Source organism: Fodinibius halophilus (assembly GCF_011059105.1).
Taxonomy (GTDB): Bacteria; Bacteroidota; Rhodothermia; order Balneolales; family Balneolaceae; genus Fodinibius; species Fodinibius halophilus.
The window spans coordinates 1-20,344 of sequence record NZ_JAALLS010000016.1 but is presented as its reverse complement, the minus strand read 5'-3'; the positions used below and the strand labels follow the sequence as shown (position 1 = coordinate 20,344).

Annotated in this window: 15 protein-coding genes; 5 read left to right on the top strand and 10 right to left on the bottom strand. The window is 42.2% G+C overall.

The window, feature by feature from the left end; translation table 11 throughout:
* The first annotated feature begins 277 nt into the window (after nucleotides 1-277).
* The 3 genes from G3569_RS12260 to G3569_RS12250 are packed head-to-tail and all read left to right on the top strand — an operon-like array spanning nucleotide 278 to nucleotide 2,807.
* Nucleotides 278-637, top strand: coding sequence for an STAS domain-containing protein (locus G3569_RS12260; protein ID WP_165269541.1), 360 nt, complete (start codon nucleotides 278-280; stop codon nucleotides 635-637).
* A gap of 8 nt (nucleotides 638-645) precedes the next feature.
* The gene (locus G3569_RS12255) at nucleotides 646-1,068 is read left to right on the top strand and encodes an ATP-binding protein (protein ID WP_165269539.1); all 423 of its coding nucleotides are present in this window, start codon (nucleotides 646-648) and stop codon (nucleotides 1,066-1,068) included.
* A 5-nt stretch (nucleotides 1,069-1,073) separates the two neighbouring features.
* The gene (locus G3569_RS12250; RefSeq protein ID WP_240894706.1) at nucleotides 1,074-2,807 is read left to right on the top strand and encodes a GAF domain-containing SpoIIE family protein phosphatase; all 1,734 of its coding nucleotides are present in this window, start codon (nucleotides 1,074-1,076) and stop codon (nucleotides 2,805-2,807) included.
* Here G3569_RS12250 and G3569_RS12245 read toward each other — a convergent pair.
* On the bottom strand, nucleotides 2,804-4,318 hold the full coding sequence (locus G3569_RS12245; protein ID WP_165269537.1) for an MltF family protein: 1,515 nt from the start codon (nucleotides 4,316-4,318) through the stop codon (nucleotides 2,804-2,806). The genes G3569_RS12250 and G3569_RS12245 overlap by 4 nt on opposite strands.
* Nucleotides 4,319-4,683: 365 nt before the next feature.
* Here G3569_RS12245 and G3569_RS12240 point away from each other — a divergent pair, with 365 nt between their 5' ends.
* Complete coding sequence (locus G3569_RS12240; RefSeq protein ID WP_165269535.1) at nucleotides 4,684-6,951, top strand: TonB-dependent receptor; 2,268 nt, start codon at nucleotides 4,684-4,686, stop codon at nucleotides 6,949-6,951.
* Nucleotides 6,952-6,954: 3 nt separating this feature from the next.
* Here the strand turns inward: G3569_RS12240 and G3569_RS12235 are convergent, their stop codons facing one another.
* From G3569_RS12235 to G3569_RS12210, 6 genes are all read right to left on the bottom strand, one after another.
* Nucleotides 6,955-7,857: a DMT family transporter gene (locus tag G3569_RS12235; RefSeq protein WP_240894705.1), complete on the bottom strand. Its 903-nt coding sequence runs from the start codon at nucleotides 7,855-7,857 to the stop codon at nucleotides 6,955-6,957.
* Between the two features lie 24 nt (nucleotides 7,858-7,881).
* Entirely contained in the window at nucleotides 7,882-8,289 is a 408-nt protein-coding gene (locus G3569_RS12230; protein ID WP_165269533.1) for a DUF4293 family protein, read from the bottom strand.
* 190 nt (nucleotides 8,290-8,479) lie between these two features.
* Nucleotides 8,480-11,983 (bottom strand): efflux RND transporter permease subunit, encoded by a 3,504-nt coding sequence (locus G3569_RS12225; protein ID WP_165269531.1) that lies wholly within the window; start codon nucleotides 11,981-11,983, stop codon nucleotides 8,480-8,482.
* An 18-nt stretch (nucleotides 11,984-12,001) separates the two neighbouring features.
* Nucleotides 12,002-13,087, bottom strand: coding sequence for an efflux RND transporter periplasmic adaptor subunit (locus tag G3569_RS12220; protein ID WP_165269529.1), 1,086 nt, complete (start codon nucleotides 13,085-13,087; stop codon nucleotides 12,002-12,004).
* Nucleotides 13,088-13,110: 23 nt separating this feature from the next.
* Entirely contained in the window at nucleotides 13,111-14,628 is a 1,518-nt protein-coding gene (locus tag G3569_RS12215) for a TolC family protein (protein WP_165269527.1), read from the bottom strand.
* A 77-nt stretch (nucleotides 14,629-14,705) separates the two neighbouring features.
* Nucleotides 14,706-15,413, bottom strand: a complete 708-nt coding sequence (locus G3569_RS12210; RefSeq protein ID WP_165269525.1) for a TetR/AcrR family transcriptional regulator — start codon at nucleotides 15,411-15,413, stop codon at nucleotides 14,706-14,708.
* A 186-nt stretch (nucleotides 15,414-15,599) separates the two neighbouring features.
* Between G3569_RS12210 and G3569_RS12205 the strand changes: the two genes are divergently transcribed.
* Nucleotides 15,600-16,511, top strand: a complete 912-nt coding sequence (locus G3569_RS12205) for a DMT family transporter (protein ID WP_205720183.1) — start codon at nucleotides 15,600-15,602, stop codon at nucleotides 16,509-16,511.
* 101 nt (nucleotides 16,512-16,612) lie between these two features.
* On the opposite strand, the gene G3569_RS12200 is transcribed toward G3569_RS12205, so the two are convergent.
* From G3569_RS12200 to pyrR, 3 genes are all read right to left on the bottom strand, one after another.
* Nucleotides 16,613-17,803, bottom strand: a complete 1,191-nt coding sequence (locus tag G3569_RS12200; protein ID WP_165269523.1) for a GAF domain-containing sensor histidine kinase — start codon at nucleotides 17,801-17,803, stop codon at nucleotides 16,613-16,615.
* A 205-nt stretch (nucleotides 17,804-18,008) separates the two neighbouring features.
* Nucleotides 18,009-18,971, bottom strand: a complete 963-nt coding sequence (locus G3569_RS12195; RefSeq protein ID WP_165269521.1) for an aspartate carbamoyltransferase catalytic subunit — start codon at nucleotides 18,969-18,971, stop codon at nucleotides 18,009-18,011.
* A 2-nt stretch (nucleotides 18,972-18,973) separates the two neighbouring features.
* Nucleotides 18,974-19,510, bottom strand: a complete 537-nt coding sequence (gene pyrR, locus G3569_RS12190) for a bifunctional pyr operon transcriptional regulator/uracil phosphoribosyltransferase PyrR (protein ID WP_350356562.1) — start codon at nucleotides 19,508-19,510, stop codon at nucleotides 18,974-18,976.
* Nucleotides 19,511-20,344: the final 834 nt, after the last annotated feature.

Genomic DNA, 20,344 nt, shown 5'->3' with positions numbered 1-20,344 from the left:
ATATTTAAGTGCGCTCAAGTAGCGTCTCTCTTGATGAATAGTCAGGGCCTCACAACTGATACTTGTGAGGCCTTATTTTTTTGAATCCTTTCTGCTTATTTTTCGTACTCCCATTTCTGTTATTACCTAGCAATATGAGCTTTATTTAAAGCCTTGTACATAAAATTCCATATTAATTTCGAGACAAGCGGTTTTTTGCGTACCATGTTTAGAAATTTTTTTATGTTTACAGGTTCATTCCACCAAGGAATAGTTTTCTAATACCAAATCCGCAGCAATGAAAAATTTTAAAATTAACCACAGAGAAGTTCGCTCTTACGACGTACTCGAACTTAGTGGCGAGCTGGATGCTCATACGGCCTCGCAACTCGAAAACTCACTCAAAAAGCTGATTGATAATGAAAAGCACCATATAATCGTGAACTGCGAAGACCTCGATTATATTGCCAGTGCAGGGCTTGGTGTGTTTATGGCTTACATTGAGGACGTACGAAGCCTCGGGGGTGATATTAAGCTCACTAATATGAATCCCAAAGTTTATAATGTATTTGACTTATTGGGCTTTCCAACCCTTTACGACATTTTAGAAGAAGAATCAGATGCCGTTGAAAAGTTCGATAACAACGAATCGAAATAGAAATCACCTTGTCAAACTCATCTTCTACATATAGCATTTCTGTTCAAGCTTCGACAGAGCATTTGTCCGAGGTGCGCGATTTTGTTGCTAAGCATGCCTCGGAATTTGGTTTTGCACCACAAGATGTTGATGATATTCGCTTGGCTGTGGATGAAGCTTATACTAATATTATTAAACATGCCTATAAAAATGACCGACAAAAGTCGGTAGATATTGAGCTCGGATATAATAGCCAAAAGTTTTGGATTTCACTTCTGGACACCGGGGATGCTTTCGACCCCAGCAACTACTCGAAGCCGGATGTACGGCAAAAAATTAAAGAGAAAAAACGCGGCGGTGTTGGCGTATACCTTATTAGAAAACTGATGGATGATGTTGAATATCAGACCAAAGGATCGGTAAATGAAATTCGTATGACCAAAAAAAGGTAATAGTTTTGAGCAGCTCTTCTTTTGAAAATGACGAACGGCAGTCCCGTTTCGAAATCAAAACCCTACTTGAGACCTCACGCATGCTTATTGAGTCTCAAGACATGGATTTTGTCCTCAATAACCTATTACTCATCACCATGGGTAAATTGATGGTAAGTAAGGGTATGATCCTCATCTACCAACCTGCTACTGATAATTACGAAGTTTCAAAATCCAAAGGAAGAGGATGTCCCACAGAAGGAAAAACGCTATCATTTAATTGGGACCAAGAGGTTAAAGAACAATCCGTGATTCGTTGCGGTATCGATGATTTTGAAATGCCGGAAGTTATTGAAGGAGACACCCATTGTACCTTTTTTAATCTCCAAACCAGTAATAATCATATTGGTTTTCTTTGCCTGGGTTCAAAGGGCAACAATACAAGCCTGAGTGAACGCGAAATTGAGTTTATTGAGAGCTTGTCAATCATCTCTTCAGTTGCCATTGCCAACTCACGCATGTTTACAGAACTCAGGCGTATCAACCGCATGCTCGATAGAAAGGTATATGAACTAAATACCCTATTCGATCTCAGCAAAGATTTTAACATCATGGTGGACCGGGAAGAGATTGTCCGGATCTTCAAGTTTGCCATGCTGGGGCAGATGCTAATACGAAAATTTTTCTTCGTCCTTGAAAATGAAGGCGAACGAAAAATGGTAGCAAGGAGTGGTATTGAGGGTTCGCTTTCATCCGAAGAGACTGATAAACTTTTCGCCCTGGAAGATGATTTGGTAGAAGTTGACCAAGAACTGACCGAAGAAATCCCCTTTTTAAAAACCAATGAAATTAAAGCCGTTATCGGCCTACAGTTTCAAAGCGAACAAATAGCTCTTGTAGGTGTGGGAGCCCGGGCCAACGAAGAGGAATATTCCAGCTCCGACTATAACTTTTTACGATCACTGGGAAATCTGGCTGTTCTTTCCATCCAAAAAACCTTCTTGCTTGAAGAACGAATAGAAAAAGAACGCATTGAGGAGGAGCTCAACATTGCTAAAAGTATACAGCAGGGGTTACTGCCAGATCCCATTCCAAGCAGTGACAAGCTGGAGATCGCAGCAAAGAACATATCATCTTACCAAGTTGGAGGAGATTATTTCGATATCCTCAAGGTACCTTCAGGCGAGCTGTTATTTGCCATAGGCGATGTCACGGGTAAAGGTATTCCCGCTGCGCTGTTAATGGCAAACCTACAAGCCATGTTGCATGTACTGCTTCCTATTGATATTTCTCTTAGCAAAGCTTCAGCACAGATCAACGACATTATCCATCAAAATACCCCCAGTAATAAATTTATCACCTTTTTCTGGGGGATATTTAATCCTGATAACCGAGAATTCCGTTTTGTAAATGCCGGACATAACCCTCCTATATGGTTAAAAAAAGGGAAAGAAGAATCGGAAGAATTACAAGAAGGCGGGTTAATTCTGGGAGCGATGCCTACGATGGCACCGTATGAAGAACAAACCATCCAGCTATCGGAAAAGGATGTGCTTGTATTTTATACAGATGGAGTAACCGAAGCTATGAATGAAGATGAGACCGAAGAGTTTGGAGAAGAGCGACTACTCAACTGTATTAAAGAAAATCGCTTTCAATCTGCCGCAGAAATTCAAGAAGGGATTATTGAAGAAGTAGAACGCTTTTCTCATGATGTACAATACGATGACATCACACTCATCGTACTAAAAGTCAGCTAAAATATACCCAATACACCGGGACCTGCATTCCTTTCACTCTCTTTATTTAGGGTCAAAATCGTCTGGTAAATATTATACCGGTTTTTAATCTCCTCGACATAACGGACTGTTTCAATTCCCCGACAAAAACCATAGCGTGCATCTTTATAATACTTACGCTGCATTAATTTTAGTAGTGCATCAGATACATTTTTCCACTCATTCGGATCTCTATTCTGATCAATAACCAAACGACGGGCATCAGCCACGTGCCCCTGCCCTGCATTGTAGGCGGCAAGAGCGAATGACCACTTGTCGGTACTGTCCATGTAGGAATAGTGATTAAGGTGCTCTTTAATAATCCGAACCCCTTCCCGTAAATTTATCTCTTCATCATAGAGCATCTCTTCTGAGGAGATTTCTGAATAACGCGGCAGCACCTGCATTAAGCCTACCGCACCGGCCCAACTTTTTGCATTCGGATTAAACTTGGTTTCCTGAGCAATAATCGAAGCTACCAACAACCAATCAATGCCGGCCGAATCAGCAACACTTTTAATAAGGTCATCGTATGGAGAAATTACGCCCCCACCCAACATATTGGTCTCTGGATTATAATAGTTGGCAATGTGCGGCCCCTCTTTGAAGTACCGTTTGCGTAACACATTTAAAAAGGTAGAACGTTTGGGAGACTCATTGGGTCCGCCAAACCGAAAATGGTCATACAAAAATCTATTGAGTTCTGTTTTAAGATTCGGAGCATTTTTTCGGATTGCCCAGGCAATTGTATCATTTTTTGCTATTACAGGACCCTTTTTAATTCCCTGCATATATTTATTAGAAGCTTGGTAAATATTGTCATCAGCTACTGTAGCCAGGTATTGGCCATTAGAAATCTCGTACAGCAACGACTCGGTATCTTTCTTATTAGACACCAGGTTGATTGACAAATCAATCCCCTCTGCTTTCAGTTCTTGCAGGCGATAATAGTATGAGCTGTTACGCCGTACTGTTATAGGAATCTCTTGCTTGGCAATTTCTTCTATTGTTTGTGGAGCATTCGGTATATTTTCTGAAAAAACCAGTAGTTGATTAACAAGATTATAGGGACGCGTAAACTCTACGTATTTTTTTCTTTCTGGTGTACGTGTATAATTAGCTGCAATAATATCTCCCTCTCCGCTATTTAAAAGGTCATATGGATTTTCATCCGGACCTATCACAACCACTTCCAGCGCCAGATCATGCTGGTCGGCAAATTTATTAACGAACTCGTATTCAAATCCCCATTCAAGGCCCTGGTGCAAAAAATAGGTATTAGAGCTATAACGGGTAATCATACGCAATACCCCGTTTTCTTTAATATCTGCGTAGTCGCGCTTTACAGGCTCTACCACATTTACGTTAAGTCCCTGATCCGGATCTTCATTTGCGGGAGCTTTGTCGAAAAAAGAGCAACTGTTAAGAAAAAGACCTACAGCAAGCGTACCAGCCAAGTATAGCCTTGATGGAACATTTATGAATTTTCGCATAGTGCACAGTTTGGTTATCAATCGATGAACCTACATGCAAAAAGGAGTCGCCACGTACATTTCTATTTTACCCCATAAGATACCCAAAATATATCTGGAAATCGTCTTAATCTATCTTTTTTAATATTTCATCCATTTATTTTCTGTTTTGCGAAATACAACATTTGCAAAAAAAGATTCGTTTGATAAAGCAGAAGGCTATTCAATTGATATTCGTTTTCACAACTTTTAAACCGGTTAAGAGTTGTAAATACCAACCCTAGAACTGTTTAGGCCACTTATTCTTTTTGAAGAACAATACTGAAATGAATACTTTTTGCGTTATATTTTGAAGCTGCAACTAAATTAGACACCCTACCATCCGTATGCAAACCCGTTTGCTCTCAATTTTTCTCTGCTACCTATTCTTTATCAATATCGGCTCACTTTCTGCACAATCAGCGAGCATTGAAGGACATATAACTAGTTCAGAAACAAATAAAGCTATACAACAAGTCAATATCTACCTTTCTAAATATGAGGGTTCATTTTCTACAGGAGTTGCTACAGATGAAAATGGCTACTACCGGTTTGAAGGACTACAGAAAGGACGGTATGAATTAACGTTATCTGCAGTAGGGTTTAAACAAGAAAAGCGAGAAATAAAACTGCAGACTTCTGAGACAAAAACAATTGATCTTACATTGCAGCCTGCCAGGTATAAGTTAAATGAAATCATTGTAAGCAATTCTAATAGGAATGCTTCAAACACAACTACAGTGCAACGAATTGATGCTGAAGATATAAAAAAAGTTGATTTAGGTACCGTAGCTGATGTTGCTCGTTTACTGCCGGCTGCTCATGTAGCTACCAACTCCAGGGGCCAAACAATACTTTATCTGCGAAATTCGGCAGATCGTCAAACTGCTCAATTTTTTAATGGCGCCCTTATCAATGTCCCGTGGGATAACCGCGTAGACATAAGCTTTTTACCCTCCTCCATGCTGGGAGGCGTCACCGTTTCTAAAGGCGTTCCTTCTGTTACATACGGAGCCAACACTATTGGAGGAGCAGTAAACTTTCGAGCTAAATCATTACCAAACGATCGGGAGAAACTTACCAAACTGTCTGTTACCGGCTCTATGCCCGGGCTCGGGGGAGCTTCTGTTGTCCGTATGGGTCAACATAATAGCCTTTCATACACGGCAGAGGTTGGCTATACCAAGCAGTATGACTATATGCTTCCTGATGGAGCTACAGTACCGCACAGCCAGCCATCGGATGACAGAAGGGTTAATACAGATAAGCGTAATGTGAATATGTTCTTCGAAGGAACAAAGCGATACCAGAATGGTGCTCGTTTAAATGCTTCTATCTTTCACGTAGATGCCGAAAAAGGGGTAGCCCCGGAGAGTAATCTCGATCCTGAAAAAACTGGAGTGCGTTACTGGCGTTACCCTGCTATTCGCCAATCCATGGTTATTGTTAATGGGTTGATCCCCTTGAATTCCGATACCCATCTCCGGGGAGCAATGTGGTTTAATCGCTATGAACAAGATATCCACCAATTTCAAAGTGTTGCCTATGATACCCTGGATCAAACCCAAGATGATCTTGATCTCACGGGTGGTCTGCGTTTAATCCTTGATCAAGAGTTAGGCAAAGGAAATATAAACGTAGCCCTAAATGTACTGACGACCCAGCACAATCAAACAATTGTTCCCTATTCAGGTGGTAATGCCCAAGGGGACTCCAGTGATACCTATGGCCAACAGATTTACAGTTTAGGTGCAGAGTATTCCTTCCCTATTGCACAAGACTTGTCCGGAATGGTTGGTATAAGTTATGAAGGCAGCGCCATTACAAATACTGGTCCCTGGGAGAATGAGGGATATGAACACTATTTACGATCCGCCCTTAGTATCTCCGGGGGATTAACCTATGAGATCTCTGAGCAACTACGGCTCCGTTCTTCTTTGGGTCGCAAACCCCGTTTCCCCACTATGCGAGAACTTTATGGCGGTGCATTAGGCAAGTTTGTACCTAACCCCAACCTTAAGCCTGTTACTGCTTACCTGGGAGAGCTTGGTATTGAATGGCGAGGAACTGCTGTTAGTGGTTCACTAACTGGCTTTATTACACGCACTTATGATGCTATTGATAAAAAAACGTTCCAACAAGGGCCTAACACAGGCAAGGAACAGCGCATTAACCTGGATGGAAGCAGGGTGTGGGGCATAGAATCAAAATTTTCGGCTGTTCCTGTCACGAATCTTTCTATTGATGGCAGTATAACCTACATGAACAAACGCGGCATTTTACAGGGAGAACCTCGCAAACTTGACGAAAAACCGACCTGGTTAGGAAAACTGGGAATTACTTATGATCTAACTGATCGAATTTCCATCTTATCACAAACAGAGTACACTGGGGGCATATATACCCGTACCGAGCAGAATACTTTTGTGCTATTACCCGACGCTCTTATTTTTGATGGTCGTCTTGGATACGACCTGTTCCCCCAACATAAGACGCTGGAAGGGAGTGAGCTATTCTTTCGAGTGAATAATATCACAAATGATTTGCGCGTGCTACAACTGGGCTTACCCGGGCCCGGACGAAAATTTTTAGCAGGGGCTAAAGTCCAATTTTAATTTTCAGCCGCTCTTTTTCGAACTTCCTCTTCGCCATGTAAGTCCCACCCCTGCCAAAATTATACACATAGCGAGAATAGATGTTAGTGGAGGCATCTCTGCGAATAGCACAAAAGCCAAGACCGAGGCCAATAAGGGCTCTGCTAAAATCAGCGTGGATAGTAACGTAGGCGACACATATTTGACGGCAAAATTCATGGAGCCGTGACCTAAAATCTGTGGACCAAATGCGAGGCCTGCTCCAGCCCAAATCCCAATTGTTGAGATATTTGTCAGGTCTTTGCCAAGAACAACAGCTACCAATACGCAAGTAGCGGCCGCATAAAAATAAACAGGAAATACATAGTCAACCCATTCACGCTTTTGACGAATCTTTTGACCTATTAATAGGTAAAAGACAAAAATAATTGCAGCTGTCAAAGCCAAGAAATTACCAAACAATGGATCGGCAAACGACTGTTCAATTTGACTGTCAGAAATTCCCAGCAAGAGTGATCCGCCAAATGCCATAACCACCCCAATCCATGTGGTTGTAGCAAAGCCTCGTTTATACCAGAGGCGTTCAACCAGGATCATAATAATAGGGTGCACCGTTACCAATACCGAAGCCGAAGCTACAGATGTATAATAGAGAGAAGAGATCCAACAAATAAAATGCAAGCCCAGACATGCCCCTGATAGTACAATCCAAAGTCGTTCTTTCCCCTTCCCCTTTCGTTTTTCGCTACTGCGTTGCCACAACCAAAATGGCAATAACATCAACACAGCAAAAGCGGTGCGATAAACTACCAATACCAAAGGAGAGGTGTCGGGAGCCAGACGAACAAGAATGGGGGCGAATCCAAATGCCGTAAGTCCTGCCGCCAGAGCTGCAAGTACTTTGACCTTTGGGTAGTCAGCTGCCATAAAATATTACCTGAAATATAGGTGCTATCGGATGCGATCCATCGATTTCACCAGTTCAATATCATCTCTAATTTTTTTGCGGGCATAAAGTTGGGAAGCTAATGCCAACACAAGTAATCCCAACCCGATGGTTTCATCCCACAAATAGGTTCCAAAACCACCCAGTGAAATATAAATGCCCACGGCAAAGCCAATAGCAACAACTTGTGGAACCAAAAGGCGACTCACCCACCGAAGTTGGTTTTCCCGGTTTTTGTACAAAAATATAGTTCCCACAGACCCCATTGCGGCAATTGTCACGATAATGGCGAAACCGATTCCTACCCACGCTTGTGGATCGTCCATTGCATGATGATAAATTGCGTTAAAAAAGATACCGCCATTTAATAGAAAGGCTGCAAATAAGAATAAAGTTTGTAATCGTTGAATCACAGTTTCGCTAACATATTTTGTATTGCCATTTTATGTGACTGCAAAGATACAATTTTTTGAACAGTTGGTCATCCTCAAAAGGCATGATTTATCTTTGCGCATTAGGAGTTCAACGATCCTGCTAAAAAATAACAAAGTCCGCCATAAAGACGGACCCTGTTAGTTGTAGCGCACGAAGAATCAAACATTCTTACTCAGACTTTAAGACGCCCTCTACTTCTTCTGTCGGAGCCCCGTTAACCTCCGGAGATTTCACGATAATACCGGGATTCTTCTCACCAAAGAAGAAGAGATTTACATTACGTCTTCCCTTCTCAACCAAATAGTACATAACAGGTACAAGAATGAGAGTAAGGAATGTTGCAAATATCAAACCATTGATAACGGCAATAGCCATAGGAGCCCACCATGCGGCTTGCTCTCCACCCCAATACAAATACTCTCCAAGATTAGTGAAAAACTCCATTGGAGCACCAATCAGGGTTATAAAATCAAGATTAAAACCGATAGCCAATGGCACCAATCCTAAGGTGGTGGTTAGTGCCGTTAGTATTACCGGTCGGAAACGAACCTTCCCGGCTTTCACCAACGCTTCGTACAGCGGCATGTTGTCACGCACTCGCAGAATATCGATATAATCGATAAGTACGATGGCGTTATTCACCACTACACCGGCCAGGGAGATTACACCAATTCCGGTCATCACCACAACAAATGGCATTCTAAACACCACCAACCCAAGAACAACACCAGCTGTAGACATCACCACCGAGAACATCACAATGAGGGGTTTACTTACAGAATTAAATTGTGAAATCAAGATGAAAGCAATCAAAAACAATGCTATGAGGAAAGCGGTGAACAAGAAGTCTATCGATTCTTGCTGATCTTCCTGTTCGCCGGTCCATTCTGCGCTGTAGCCGGATGGTATCTCATTTTGTATATAGGTGCCCAATATCTGCTGCACCTCTTGGAGTACGGCATTAGGGTTATAGCCGGATCGCACATCAGACATCACCGTTATAACACGTTCCTGGTCTATATGTTTAATACCTCCAAGCCCTTCACTCATCTCCCAGGTAGCCACACTTGAAAGCGGGATCTGTCGTCCCTCATCCATAACAGTCAGGTCTTGAAGAGTACTCATATCATTACGGAACTGCTCATCAAGGCGGACCGTAATATCGTACTCATCCTTTCCATCCCGAAACTGAGATGCTTCTACCCCATTAATAGCCTGCCGCACTGTGTTTCCAATCTGCGTAGTTGACAAACCGTAAACAGCCGCTTTTTCGCGATCGACATTTATACTAATCTCGGGGCTTGGCTCCGGCAGATCACTCTCCAAACCAGAAAGTTTACTATACACCGAATCGTTTTCAAGAATCGTAATTATATTCTCGGATACCCGCTTGAGCACATCCATATCCTTACCCGAAATTTCCAGGTTAATGGGCTTACCCGAAGGCGGACCTTGCTGTTCTTCCTCTACAGTAATATCAGCACCTGCGAGCCCGGTACCGAAATTTGACCTTGCATATTCCATTGCATCAAAGGTAGTTCCTTTTCGCTGCTGAAAGTCAGCAAAGTTCAGCACTACGGTTCCCAAATGCGAGGAGTTACCTTGATTGCCGCCCGGTCCTGAGGTAATAGCAGAACCAGCCGTACTAAGCACTGATTCTACATCTTCATTATTTGGAATAGTCGGTACTTTATTTTCTATTGAATCTACTATCCCCTTAGTAAATTCCACATTAGTACCAACCGGGGCTTCAACCTGAACATAAGCACGGGCGGGGGGAATCCCTTCAGGGAAAAATTCCATACCGGCATTAAAGTTAAAAAATATGATGAAACTAGAGACTAGAACCCCAACTGAAATTCCCAATATAGACCAGCCGTGATTCAGCGACCACCTAAGGGTAGACTCATATTTATCTAGCACCTTATCTAACCCTTCTCTCTGCCACCAATCGCCCAACGGACTCATGATATATCGATTGGATGCCCACATTAACACCCCTGCCAATATCAACATCGACCACGTGAGGACATTAAATATCAGGGCAACGACTAAAAAGAGTCCGGCAAAGATACTCATTACCAGCTTTCCGCGCGATGTCATTTTGGGTTTATCGGAATAATCATCCACCTGGTCAAGGTTCATAAACAAGGCGCAAAGCACAGGGTTAATAACCAGTGCTACAAACAGAGAACTACTAAGTGTAACAATTAATGTTTTAGGCAAGAAGCTCATGAACTCCCCGGTAATACCCGGCCAGAACAGCAGGGGAAAAAATGCTGCCAGTGTAGTCATGGTTCCCGAGATAATAGGGATAGCCACCTCGCCCGTCCCCTTTTTCGCAGCCGTAAAGTTATCGTATCCCTCTTCGAGATATCGATAAATATTCTCTACTACAACAATGGCATTATCTACGAGCATCCCCAGTGCCAATATCAATGAGAACAGTACCACCATATTCATGGTAATACCCAGGGCTGCTAAAATGATAAAGGAAATAAACATCGACATCGGGATAGCAATGCCAACAAAAGAGGCATTCCTCACTCCCAGGAAGAAGAGCAAAATACCGACAACCAGAATCAGCCCGGAGATAATATTATTCTCCAAGCTGCTTACCATCGATCTAATATCTTTACTCTGATCGGAAGTAATTTCATAGTGCGTAGTAGGCGGCAACATCGGCAGCTGCTCTTCCATAATACCTTTAACCGCAGAAGAGGTTTCCAGGATATTTTCTCCGCTCCGTTTTACAATGGAAAGCGAAATCACCGAACTGTTATTAAGCTCAGCATAGGTTTCGCGCTCTTTAAAGCCGAACTCAACATCTGCCACATCACGAATATAAATAGGCTTATCATCGGGTGCCTTAATAACGATATCCTCTATGGGATCTACCGACTCATACTCCCCGGGAACACGCAGCAAAAACTTCTTTATTCCCACATCAATATTTCCGCCGGGAACCGTTACGTTCTCTTTTTGTATAGCAGCAATGATATCAGTAAAGGTAATTCCATAATACTTTAACTTAGGCAGGTTTACGTCTACCTTAACCTCTCGTTCAAGTCCCCCCGCCAAGTTTACTTCCAGTACCGAAGGAACCGACTCAATACGATCTTGCAGATCCTCGGCAATCTCTTTGAGCTGTACCAACCCATATTCTCCCGAAATATTCACCTGCATGATCGGAAATTCAGAGAAGTTAATCTCCTGGATAATAGGATCTTCTGCCTCTGAAGGTAATTCCGGCTTCGCAAGGTCTACCTTTTCACGCACCTTTTGAAGGGCATCGTCAATATTAATATCTGAATCGAACTCCATGTTGATGTTGGAGTATCCCTCGGCCGAAGTAGAGTTCATCTCTTTAATATCTGAGATGCCACTAAGCTCTTCCTCAATTTTACGCGTCACCAAGCTTTCCATATCCTCAGGCGAAACACCGGGATAGGTGGTAACCACCATAATATTTGGGATAGTAATGTCAGGGGACGATTCTTTGGGAATAGTCAGGTACGATTGAATTCCCATTATTGCTGCCAGTACAACCAGTACCAGCACGCTAATACGATTATCAATGGAAAAAGAGGACAGACCAAACTCTTCCTGGTCCTGCGGTCCGCCTTTTCCGTTTTCCGGTGAACTGCTATTTGTAATTTCTGAATTAGTCATTATTACTGGTACTACACGTTAGGAATTTTTCTGAGCAATTTGTTCGTCTTTATTTTCTACAATATTAATTCGCATTTGATCTTGTAGAAAAGACGCACCCACTGTAATTAATTGATCATCGGCTTTGAGACCTTCTTCAATAACGACACTATTTTTGTAAGAAGCCCCCAATGTCACTTTCTGCATCCGAGCTACCTTGTTACCTTCATCATTTTTGGCCACAGTATATACTACATTTTGACCCTTATTCTTAAAAACGATTTCGGCAGGTATAACGATAGCATCCTTCTGTTCCAAGGTTCTTATTTTCACATTAGCAATCATATCTACTTTGTAACTCTTCGAACCCTGCGGCAGTGGCATCTCAACCTGGAACGTTCTTGCCCCGGGATCTATACTTTTACCCACGAACTTAATGGGCAATTGCATGGTATCGGCCTGTTGAAAATCGAACCACACTTCGGCACGGTCTCCCTTTTGCACCACATCCGAATAAGTAGAAGGGACGCCGGCGGTAACTTTTAGACGATTTACACCAATGAGGCGTACCAAAACGGCACCCGGACTTGCCATTTCCCCTTCTTCCAACACAATATTTTCTACCGATGCATCAAAAGGAGCCGTAACCAAACTCTTTTCAATATTCACCTTGACAGCCTCTAATGACGCCTTATTCTGTTGGTAGTTGTACTTGGCATTGAGATAATCAATTTCTGAACCTACGCTATCTTGCTTAAATAAACGCTTCAGGCGTTCGTAACTTTCTTTTGCCTGGGCAGTAATGGCCTCCAAACGTTCGCGTTCGCGGATAAGCTGCGAATCATCAATCTTAAGGATTGGCTCTCCCTTTTTGACCTCATCGCCCTGATCTACGAAGTACTTTTTTATTCGGCCTGAAACCTCTGCCGAAATCCGTACGTCATTACGTGACTCAACAGTACCAACGAGCTTCAGATAACGTTCAAAAGATTGTGGAGCTATCTGTTTGGTTTCGACATTAACTGTTTTAACGAGCTCTTTTTCTGTTGCCTGTTTTTGTTCTTCTGAACAACCAGACAGTAAAACCAGTGCTATAATTCCTACGAGTATAAGTTGCTTGTTCATTGTCTTGAGAGTAATAATTATATTTATTCGTTAATTTCCGGTTTATCATTATCCACAAATGGCACCATTCCTATCGCCTGGTCGTACTGTGCTTTAGCTGACAAATAGTTATACACCATCTGTGCATAATTAGCCTCGGCTTCTCTTAACTGAAGTTCAGCATTGGTTACATCCAGCTGCGATCCCATCCCATTCTCAAGCCGAGCCTGGGCACGTTGGTATCCTTCTTGAGCTAATTCCAAGGCTTGCTGCCGTGCCGGGGCTGTCTCCAATGCTTGATTAAGCGACTCCCGGGCCGACTGTATTTCGTTCTTGGCAGATCGCACTGCAGCTCGTTGTTGTTCTTTAATATCCTTGCGTTCTATCTGGGCGATATCCAGATTCGATGATCGTTCAAAGCCCTGAAAAATCGGGAGACTCAATGTAAACCCAAGAGTTTGAGACCGCGCACGAGTTTCATCAGTACCAAAGAAAACAGGAGTACCGGGCTGTGAAGCAGTCCAATTTAGGTTATAACTTGCTGACAAAGTTGGCAAAAACCTGCTTTTAATTGCCAAAACTTCACGCCCTTTCAGCTTTTCTTGCTGTTCCAACATTCTAATATCTCCGCGCAAATTCGTAGCGATATCTATCAATTCTCGATTCTTCTGGAATTGGTAGGGCGTCATGTTGTCTACTTGTTTTAAATTCTTATTGACCCTCTTCATCGCCTGCTGCGAAGTTACATCAAAAGAATTTAGATCTCCGGATACCGAAAACTGAATATTTAATGGTATTCCCAGTGTAACTTTCAGTTCACGATAGGCTTTCTGTACTGCATAACGGGCTTGTGTTAACTGTGGCTGCTGATTTCTAAGCTGAACTTCAACCTGCAAAACAGCATATTCATCAATAAGCCCCGCTTTTTGACGCGCCTTATTTTCTTCCAAATTCTTCTTCAGCCTTTTCACCGTAGCTTCTTGCAAGCGCAACTGCTCTTCGGCAACCAGCACACTATAGTAGGCTAATCTTGTTTGTGTAACAATCTGCTGAGTTGTAGCACGCAGATTTTCAGATTGGGCTGCCTTAAATAACTTGGAACTACTGATACCAACAAATGCCTCTCCCCTAAATAGTGTTTGCTTTACAGAAAACCCTCCCTGCCAATTATTGTCAGTACCAAACTGTAGAGGCACCAACTTATCAGAAGGGGCATTAGGATCGAAGAATTTTGCCGGAACAAAATTTACGGGGATCTCCAAATTTCGTGTAAATGATGCCGAACCTGAAACATCCGGCATTACCGAGCTCCATGCCTTTGTAACCTCTTCATCTGCAACCTTGAGACTGAATATCGATCGTTTTATTTGCGAATTATTTGCTAAGGCCATCCTTATAGCTTCGGTAAGCTCTAACTTTTTCTGCTCGCCTACAACCTCTGAGCCTGAACTCTCTTTATCGATTTGTGCCGATAAGGGAGAAACAATAAAGACCGTACTAATAATTACCAGAACTGCTGCCTTTTGGGAAACCCTACAGACAGATTGAAAATAATTTAACATATCACGATAAAACATTTATTGAATTAACAATTGACAAGTATTTCTTAAATAATGAGAGTGACCTTACGCATATAATTTCAATTTGTTTCAATATTATGACTGCCAGTCAGTCCTTTTTCACGAGCTTCTTCTGTAGCAACACCTGTACCCACAAGATTCAGAAAACTCTCAAATAACGACTCAACAGATATCTCCATTTCATCTATCATTTCAAGGTGATGGCCGAGCGATCGCATATGCGTAACTGTTGTTATGCCTTTGGTACTGGCCCAAATAACCAAGGCCAGCTCTTTTGGATCGTAATTATCCTGGATAGTTCCATCCTGCATACCAATCTGCAAAGCGCGAATCATATAGTTTAGTGCCTCTTCGCGGTGCTTTTCGCAGGTTTGTGCAAATTCGCTCTCTTCCAGCTCCTCCACGTTATTAAGCGACTCATAGTAGATAAAAGCATTAAAGTAGTTCGGATGCTCCCGAACAAAATCCAGGTATAATTGCCCGATCATACGAATCAGCTCAATACCTGTGTGTTGGTGAGAGGTGGCAAATATTTTAGCAAGCTGATTGTTCAAAATTGTTGAACCTCGCTTGGTTATTGCCAGGTACAGCTCATTTTTATTTTTGAAATAGAGGTACAAGGTACCTTTGCTGAGCTCAGCCTCTTCCGCAATCTCATCCATTGTAGACTGTTCAAGGCCCTTCGAAAAAATTATTTTTTCGGCGGCATCTATGATCTGGTTTCGGCGCTGCTCTTTTTCGCGCTTCTTTCGCTCTTCGGTTCCCATATAACATATTTAACTTAAAAATGACTGTCAGTCAGAAAGTGACCAAAGTTAAGAACATTGATTTTGTTATACAAACTATATTCCTTAAAAGTTTCCCTTTTGGGATTAAATCTTATTAAAAAAGAGACTCCAAAAATAAAATGGTACCTTTAGCAGCTACTATTAATTTTCAAAGGATTGGCGAGCTTGAACATTTCTAAAAGAACTATTGTTGAGACCTCACTTTTTCTCGTTGCTATTATATGGGCACTGAATTTTTCGGTTGTCAAAAGCGCACTGTCAGAAATAGATCCACTTAGTTTTAACGGGTTACGGTTTATCTTTGCTGCGGCTATTATTTGGATTGTATTAATCTATCGCGGACAAACTTTTACCATTCCGAAAAAAGATTGGCTTCCACTACTTGGAATGGGATTGCTCGGAAATCTAATATACCAGGGGCTTTTCATAATTGGCATCGACTATACTTATGCTGCAAATGCAGCCGTAATGCTGGGAACCATCCCTATCTGGGTAGCATTATTCAGTCACTTTTTTAACCTGGAAAGAATGAATATCCTAAAAGCTATTGGGGTGATTTCAGCATTCGGGGGGATTATCTTCATTGTCTCCGGCGGTAAAGACCCGTTCTCATTAAGCTCGGATACCTTTGTTGGGGATATCACCATCATTGCTGCAGCTGTTGTCTGGGGTGGCTATACTATTTTATCCAAGTCTTTTCTGGACCGTTATACCCCTATTCAATTTTCAGCCGTTATGGCAACCATAGGCTCTGTTGTTCTTTTCTTAATCGGGCTGCCAAATATTCTACAACTTCAATGGCAAACCATCTCTGCCTCTGCTTACGGTGGTGTTCTGTACAGTGGCATCCTTTCAATAGGAGTCGCTTACTTAATCTGGAACTATGGATTACAAACGGTTGGTGCCGTACACACATCTACCTATCAAAATCTGGTTCCCGTGTTAGGTCTTATTTTTGGGATAGTACTCTTAAACGAACAGCTAACGCTGCTTCAATATATTGGGTCGGCCCTTGTTATAACTGGTATTGTACTGGCACGCTGGAAGCTAAAAAAAGTGGGGAAGGCTCCCGCCTAAGCTGCATTAAACATATTCATCAAATATGCAAGCAGCAATTCTGAAGGAGTTATGCTCCCATTAAAAGTGTCTCGAAGCAGAGCGCACAATGGCAAAAGGTTCTAGAAGCTATTTAACGGTATTGTAACAAGAAATTGAGTTCCATCCCCATTAGCAGATTGTACCTGTATCGTTCCGCCTTCTTCTTCCACTAACTGCTTAACGTGTTTCAGACCAATACCAAAACTGGCTTCTCCCTCTGTTCCTGAAGTACCTTTCAATTCCTCATCATTATTAAAGGCCTCAATCTGCTTCTCCTGCATGCCTTCACCATTATCTTTGACCTGTATTTCAAGGGATAACGTGTTACCCTCTTTTTCTACATATAATGAAACTTCTACCGACCCTCCGCGGGGCGTAAATTTAATGCCATTGGCAACCAAATTGCCTATAACCTGAATCAAGTTGGTAAATAAAGAGTAAGAAACCTCTTGAGATTCCTTGAGATTATTATCTAATAATAAAGAAATATCTTTCTTCTTTGCCGGGGGAGTATAAAGGTTTCGTACCTTTTCCAATATATCTTCTAACCTTGTAGCTCTCCATCCTTTATCCGATCCTTTTTGCTCATCAATAGAGTTTAAAACACCGTCAATTTTTTCAACTACCGTTTTGGCACATTCTTTTATCACCATTAAATCGTCTGTGGGCAAGTTCTCATTCCCATCGTCTTCTACCAATATGTCGACGATTCCAACAATACCATTTATAGGGCTCCGAACATCGTGGTTGAGCGTATGGAAACGCTCTTTGAGTTCGTAATATTCATACGCGATATTCTTATTTTGACTCTCGCGTTCAATAGACTCTACGATCAATTCAGCCAAGTGCTCCATCTGTGTTTTCTGTTCTTCTGTAAGCACCTTTGGTTCTGTATCTAATACACATATTGCCCCAATATTGGTACCATCTGAAGTGGTGAGCTGTGCCCCGCAATAATATCGCAACCATGGTTTGCCCGCTACGTAAAATCGATCCCTGTAGCGTTCATTCTTTTCAAGATCTTTAATTTCATAGGGCTCGTTTACCTTAATAGTATCTTGGCAAATACTCTCCTCCTTTGGTATCACTTTTTCATCCAGTCCATCACCGGCAATCGTCCACTGGTTATACCCTCCCATAATATTGATAAGACATACGGGGGAATCGGCTATATACTTTGCCAACTCTACATAAGGCTGTAGAGATTCGTGGGGCTGATCCAAATCGATACCATACGACGTTAAATGCTGTAACCTTCTACTTTCTTCCATAAGCTATTTTACCTAACAATGTTAATTATATAGAAAGGAAAAATCATCCTCCCCTTTAAGAAGGATGAACTATCTATATCCCCAAACACCTTTATTTAGCGAGCTAAACTTTGCTGCGTCTGTAACACTATATGTACATATAAAACCTCTAAAAGATTCCTGCAGGAACACAACAATCATGAAAGAAAAGTCCATAAAACACCCTCTAAATGCGGGTGCCTCCACTTAAGAGATAAAGAATGGCCATCCTAACAGCTACACCATTAGTCACCTGGCTTAGGATAATGGATCGATCGCTATCGGCAACTTCACTCTCCATTTCTACCCCACGGTTTACTGGACCCGGGTGCATAATAGTGAAGTCGGGATGCTTTTTAAGATGCTCCATCGTAATACCAAATAACTGGTGGTACTCCCTGATACTGGGAAATAGTTCTGTCCCATCTTCTTGACGCTCAAGTTGAATACGCAGAGCCATTGCAATATCACACCAACTTAACGTATCATCGAGATTATATGAAACTTCGGCTCCCAGTTCATGCACATAGGCCGGCATCATTGTTTTAGGACCGCAAACGGTAACATTGGCCCCCAGTTTCAGCAATCCAATAACATTAGATCTTACTACCCGGCTGTGAGCGATATCGCCAATAATAGCAATATTTTTATCCTCTAAATCCGGATAAACCTGCTGCATGGTAAACATATCCAGTAGTGCCTGGGTAGGGTGTTCGCGGGCCCCGTCTCCGGCATTTATAATCGCTGCATCAACACATCGCGTTAAGAAGTGTGGCACTCCCGGACTTTTATGGCGTGTTACCACCATATCAATTTTCATCGAGCTTATATTTCGTATGGTATCTTTTAGCGACTCGCCTTTTTTAACACTCGAAGATCCCTTAGAAAAGTTCACCACATCAGCCCCCATCCGCTTTTGGGCCAGCTCAAAAGAAAGTCGTGTTCGAGTACTATCTTCATAAAAAAGGTTAACAATAGTCTTATCTCGAAGCGTTGGCACTTTAGGAACGGGACGATCCAATATTTCTCTAAAATACTGAGCCTGATCTAATACATATTGAATATCTTCTTTCGAATAATCCTTTAATCCCAACAAATGCTTATGCGGAAAATCATAATCACTCTGTTCTAACTCTATTTCTTCAGCCATTATTATTCACCCTCCGGATTTTGTACCACATAAACGGCATCTTCGTCGTCCAATTCTTTAACCTTCACCCGGACTTCCTCGTGCACATGGGTTGGCAGCTTGGTACCCACATAGTCTGCAGAAATTGGCAGCTCCCGGTGTCCGCGATCTACCATACAGCAGAATTTAATTGTCGCCGGCCTCCCATAATCCATCAGTGCATCCATTGCTGAACGAACCGTTCGACCCGTATATAATACATCATCCAACAACACCACATCACGATCGTACAGATCAAAAGGAATTTCTGTAACTTTAACCTGGGGCATCTTAAGACGTGTCCGAAAATCATCGCGGTAAAACGTCACATCAAGCATCCCAAAATCCGGCTTAAAGCCAAACTCTTTATCGATAAGCTGTACAATACGCTTACCCATATAAACCCCTCGTGTTTGCATACCAATGAGAGCTAATTTTCGGGGATCATCATGGGGCTCCAAAAATTGATGGGCAAATCGCAGATAGGTGCGATTTAAATCTTCGGCCGACATTATCTTCACTTTATCCAAACGAGAGTCCTCGGTCTTTGTTTTTGCTGCATGAATTTATGGAATGACGTAAAGTAACTCAATTTAAAGTTTATATAAATCTTAATCTCATTTTCTCGGATATTTTCTATCCATACATCAAAGTTCAAACACTTTCATTTACATATTAAAAGCTGTGTTCAACCCAGTAATGCAACAGAGCCTGTCGTTAATATATAGGGTACATCTCTACCAAAATACAGAACGTTCACTTTTAGAGTCTGCCCCTTAATTAAAAGCCCATAAATGTAATATCATCCTGCCTGTCGTCGGGCGACTGGGCTTGGGCGTCCGGCGACAGAAAAAGGCACGTCGCGATGCCCTGTAAGACCCTCCCTTAATCCCTCCCTCAAGCATCGAGAAAACTCCTTTCGCGGAACATGCTGAGTGAGGAGATTGGTCGACCAAGCACCCGCATAAAATGATAGGGAGCTTTGCAAAACCGGACATGTCATCCTGAATTCAGTTCAGGATCTTGGTTTAAGACGAATAACGNGAAAACTCCTTTCGCGGAACATGCTGAGTGAGGAGATTGGTCGACCAAGCACCCGCATAAAATGATAGGGAGCTTTGCAAAACCGGACATGTCATCCTGAATTCAGTTCAGGATCTTGGTTTAAGACGAATAACGGTATATGAGATGCTGAAACAAGTTCAGCATGACAAGATGTGACTAGTTTTGCAAAGTCCCCTGATAAAAATAAAAAACCCCATTGCTGCCAAAGCAACAATAGGGTCTGTAATTAATGTACGGGGTAAACCGTCTGGGAGTATTATCCGAGGAATCCGAGTACGGACTGCGGTCCG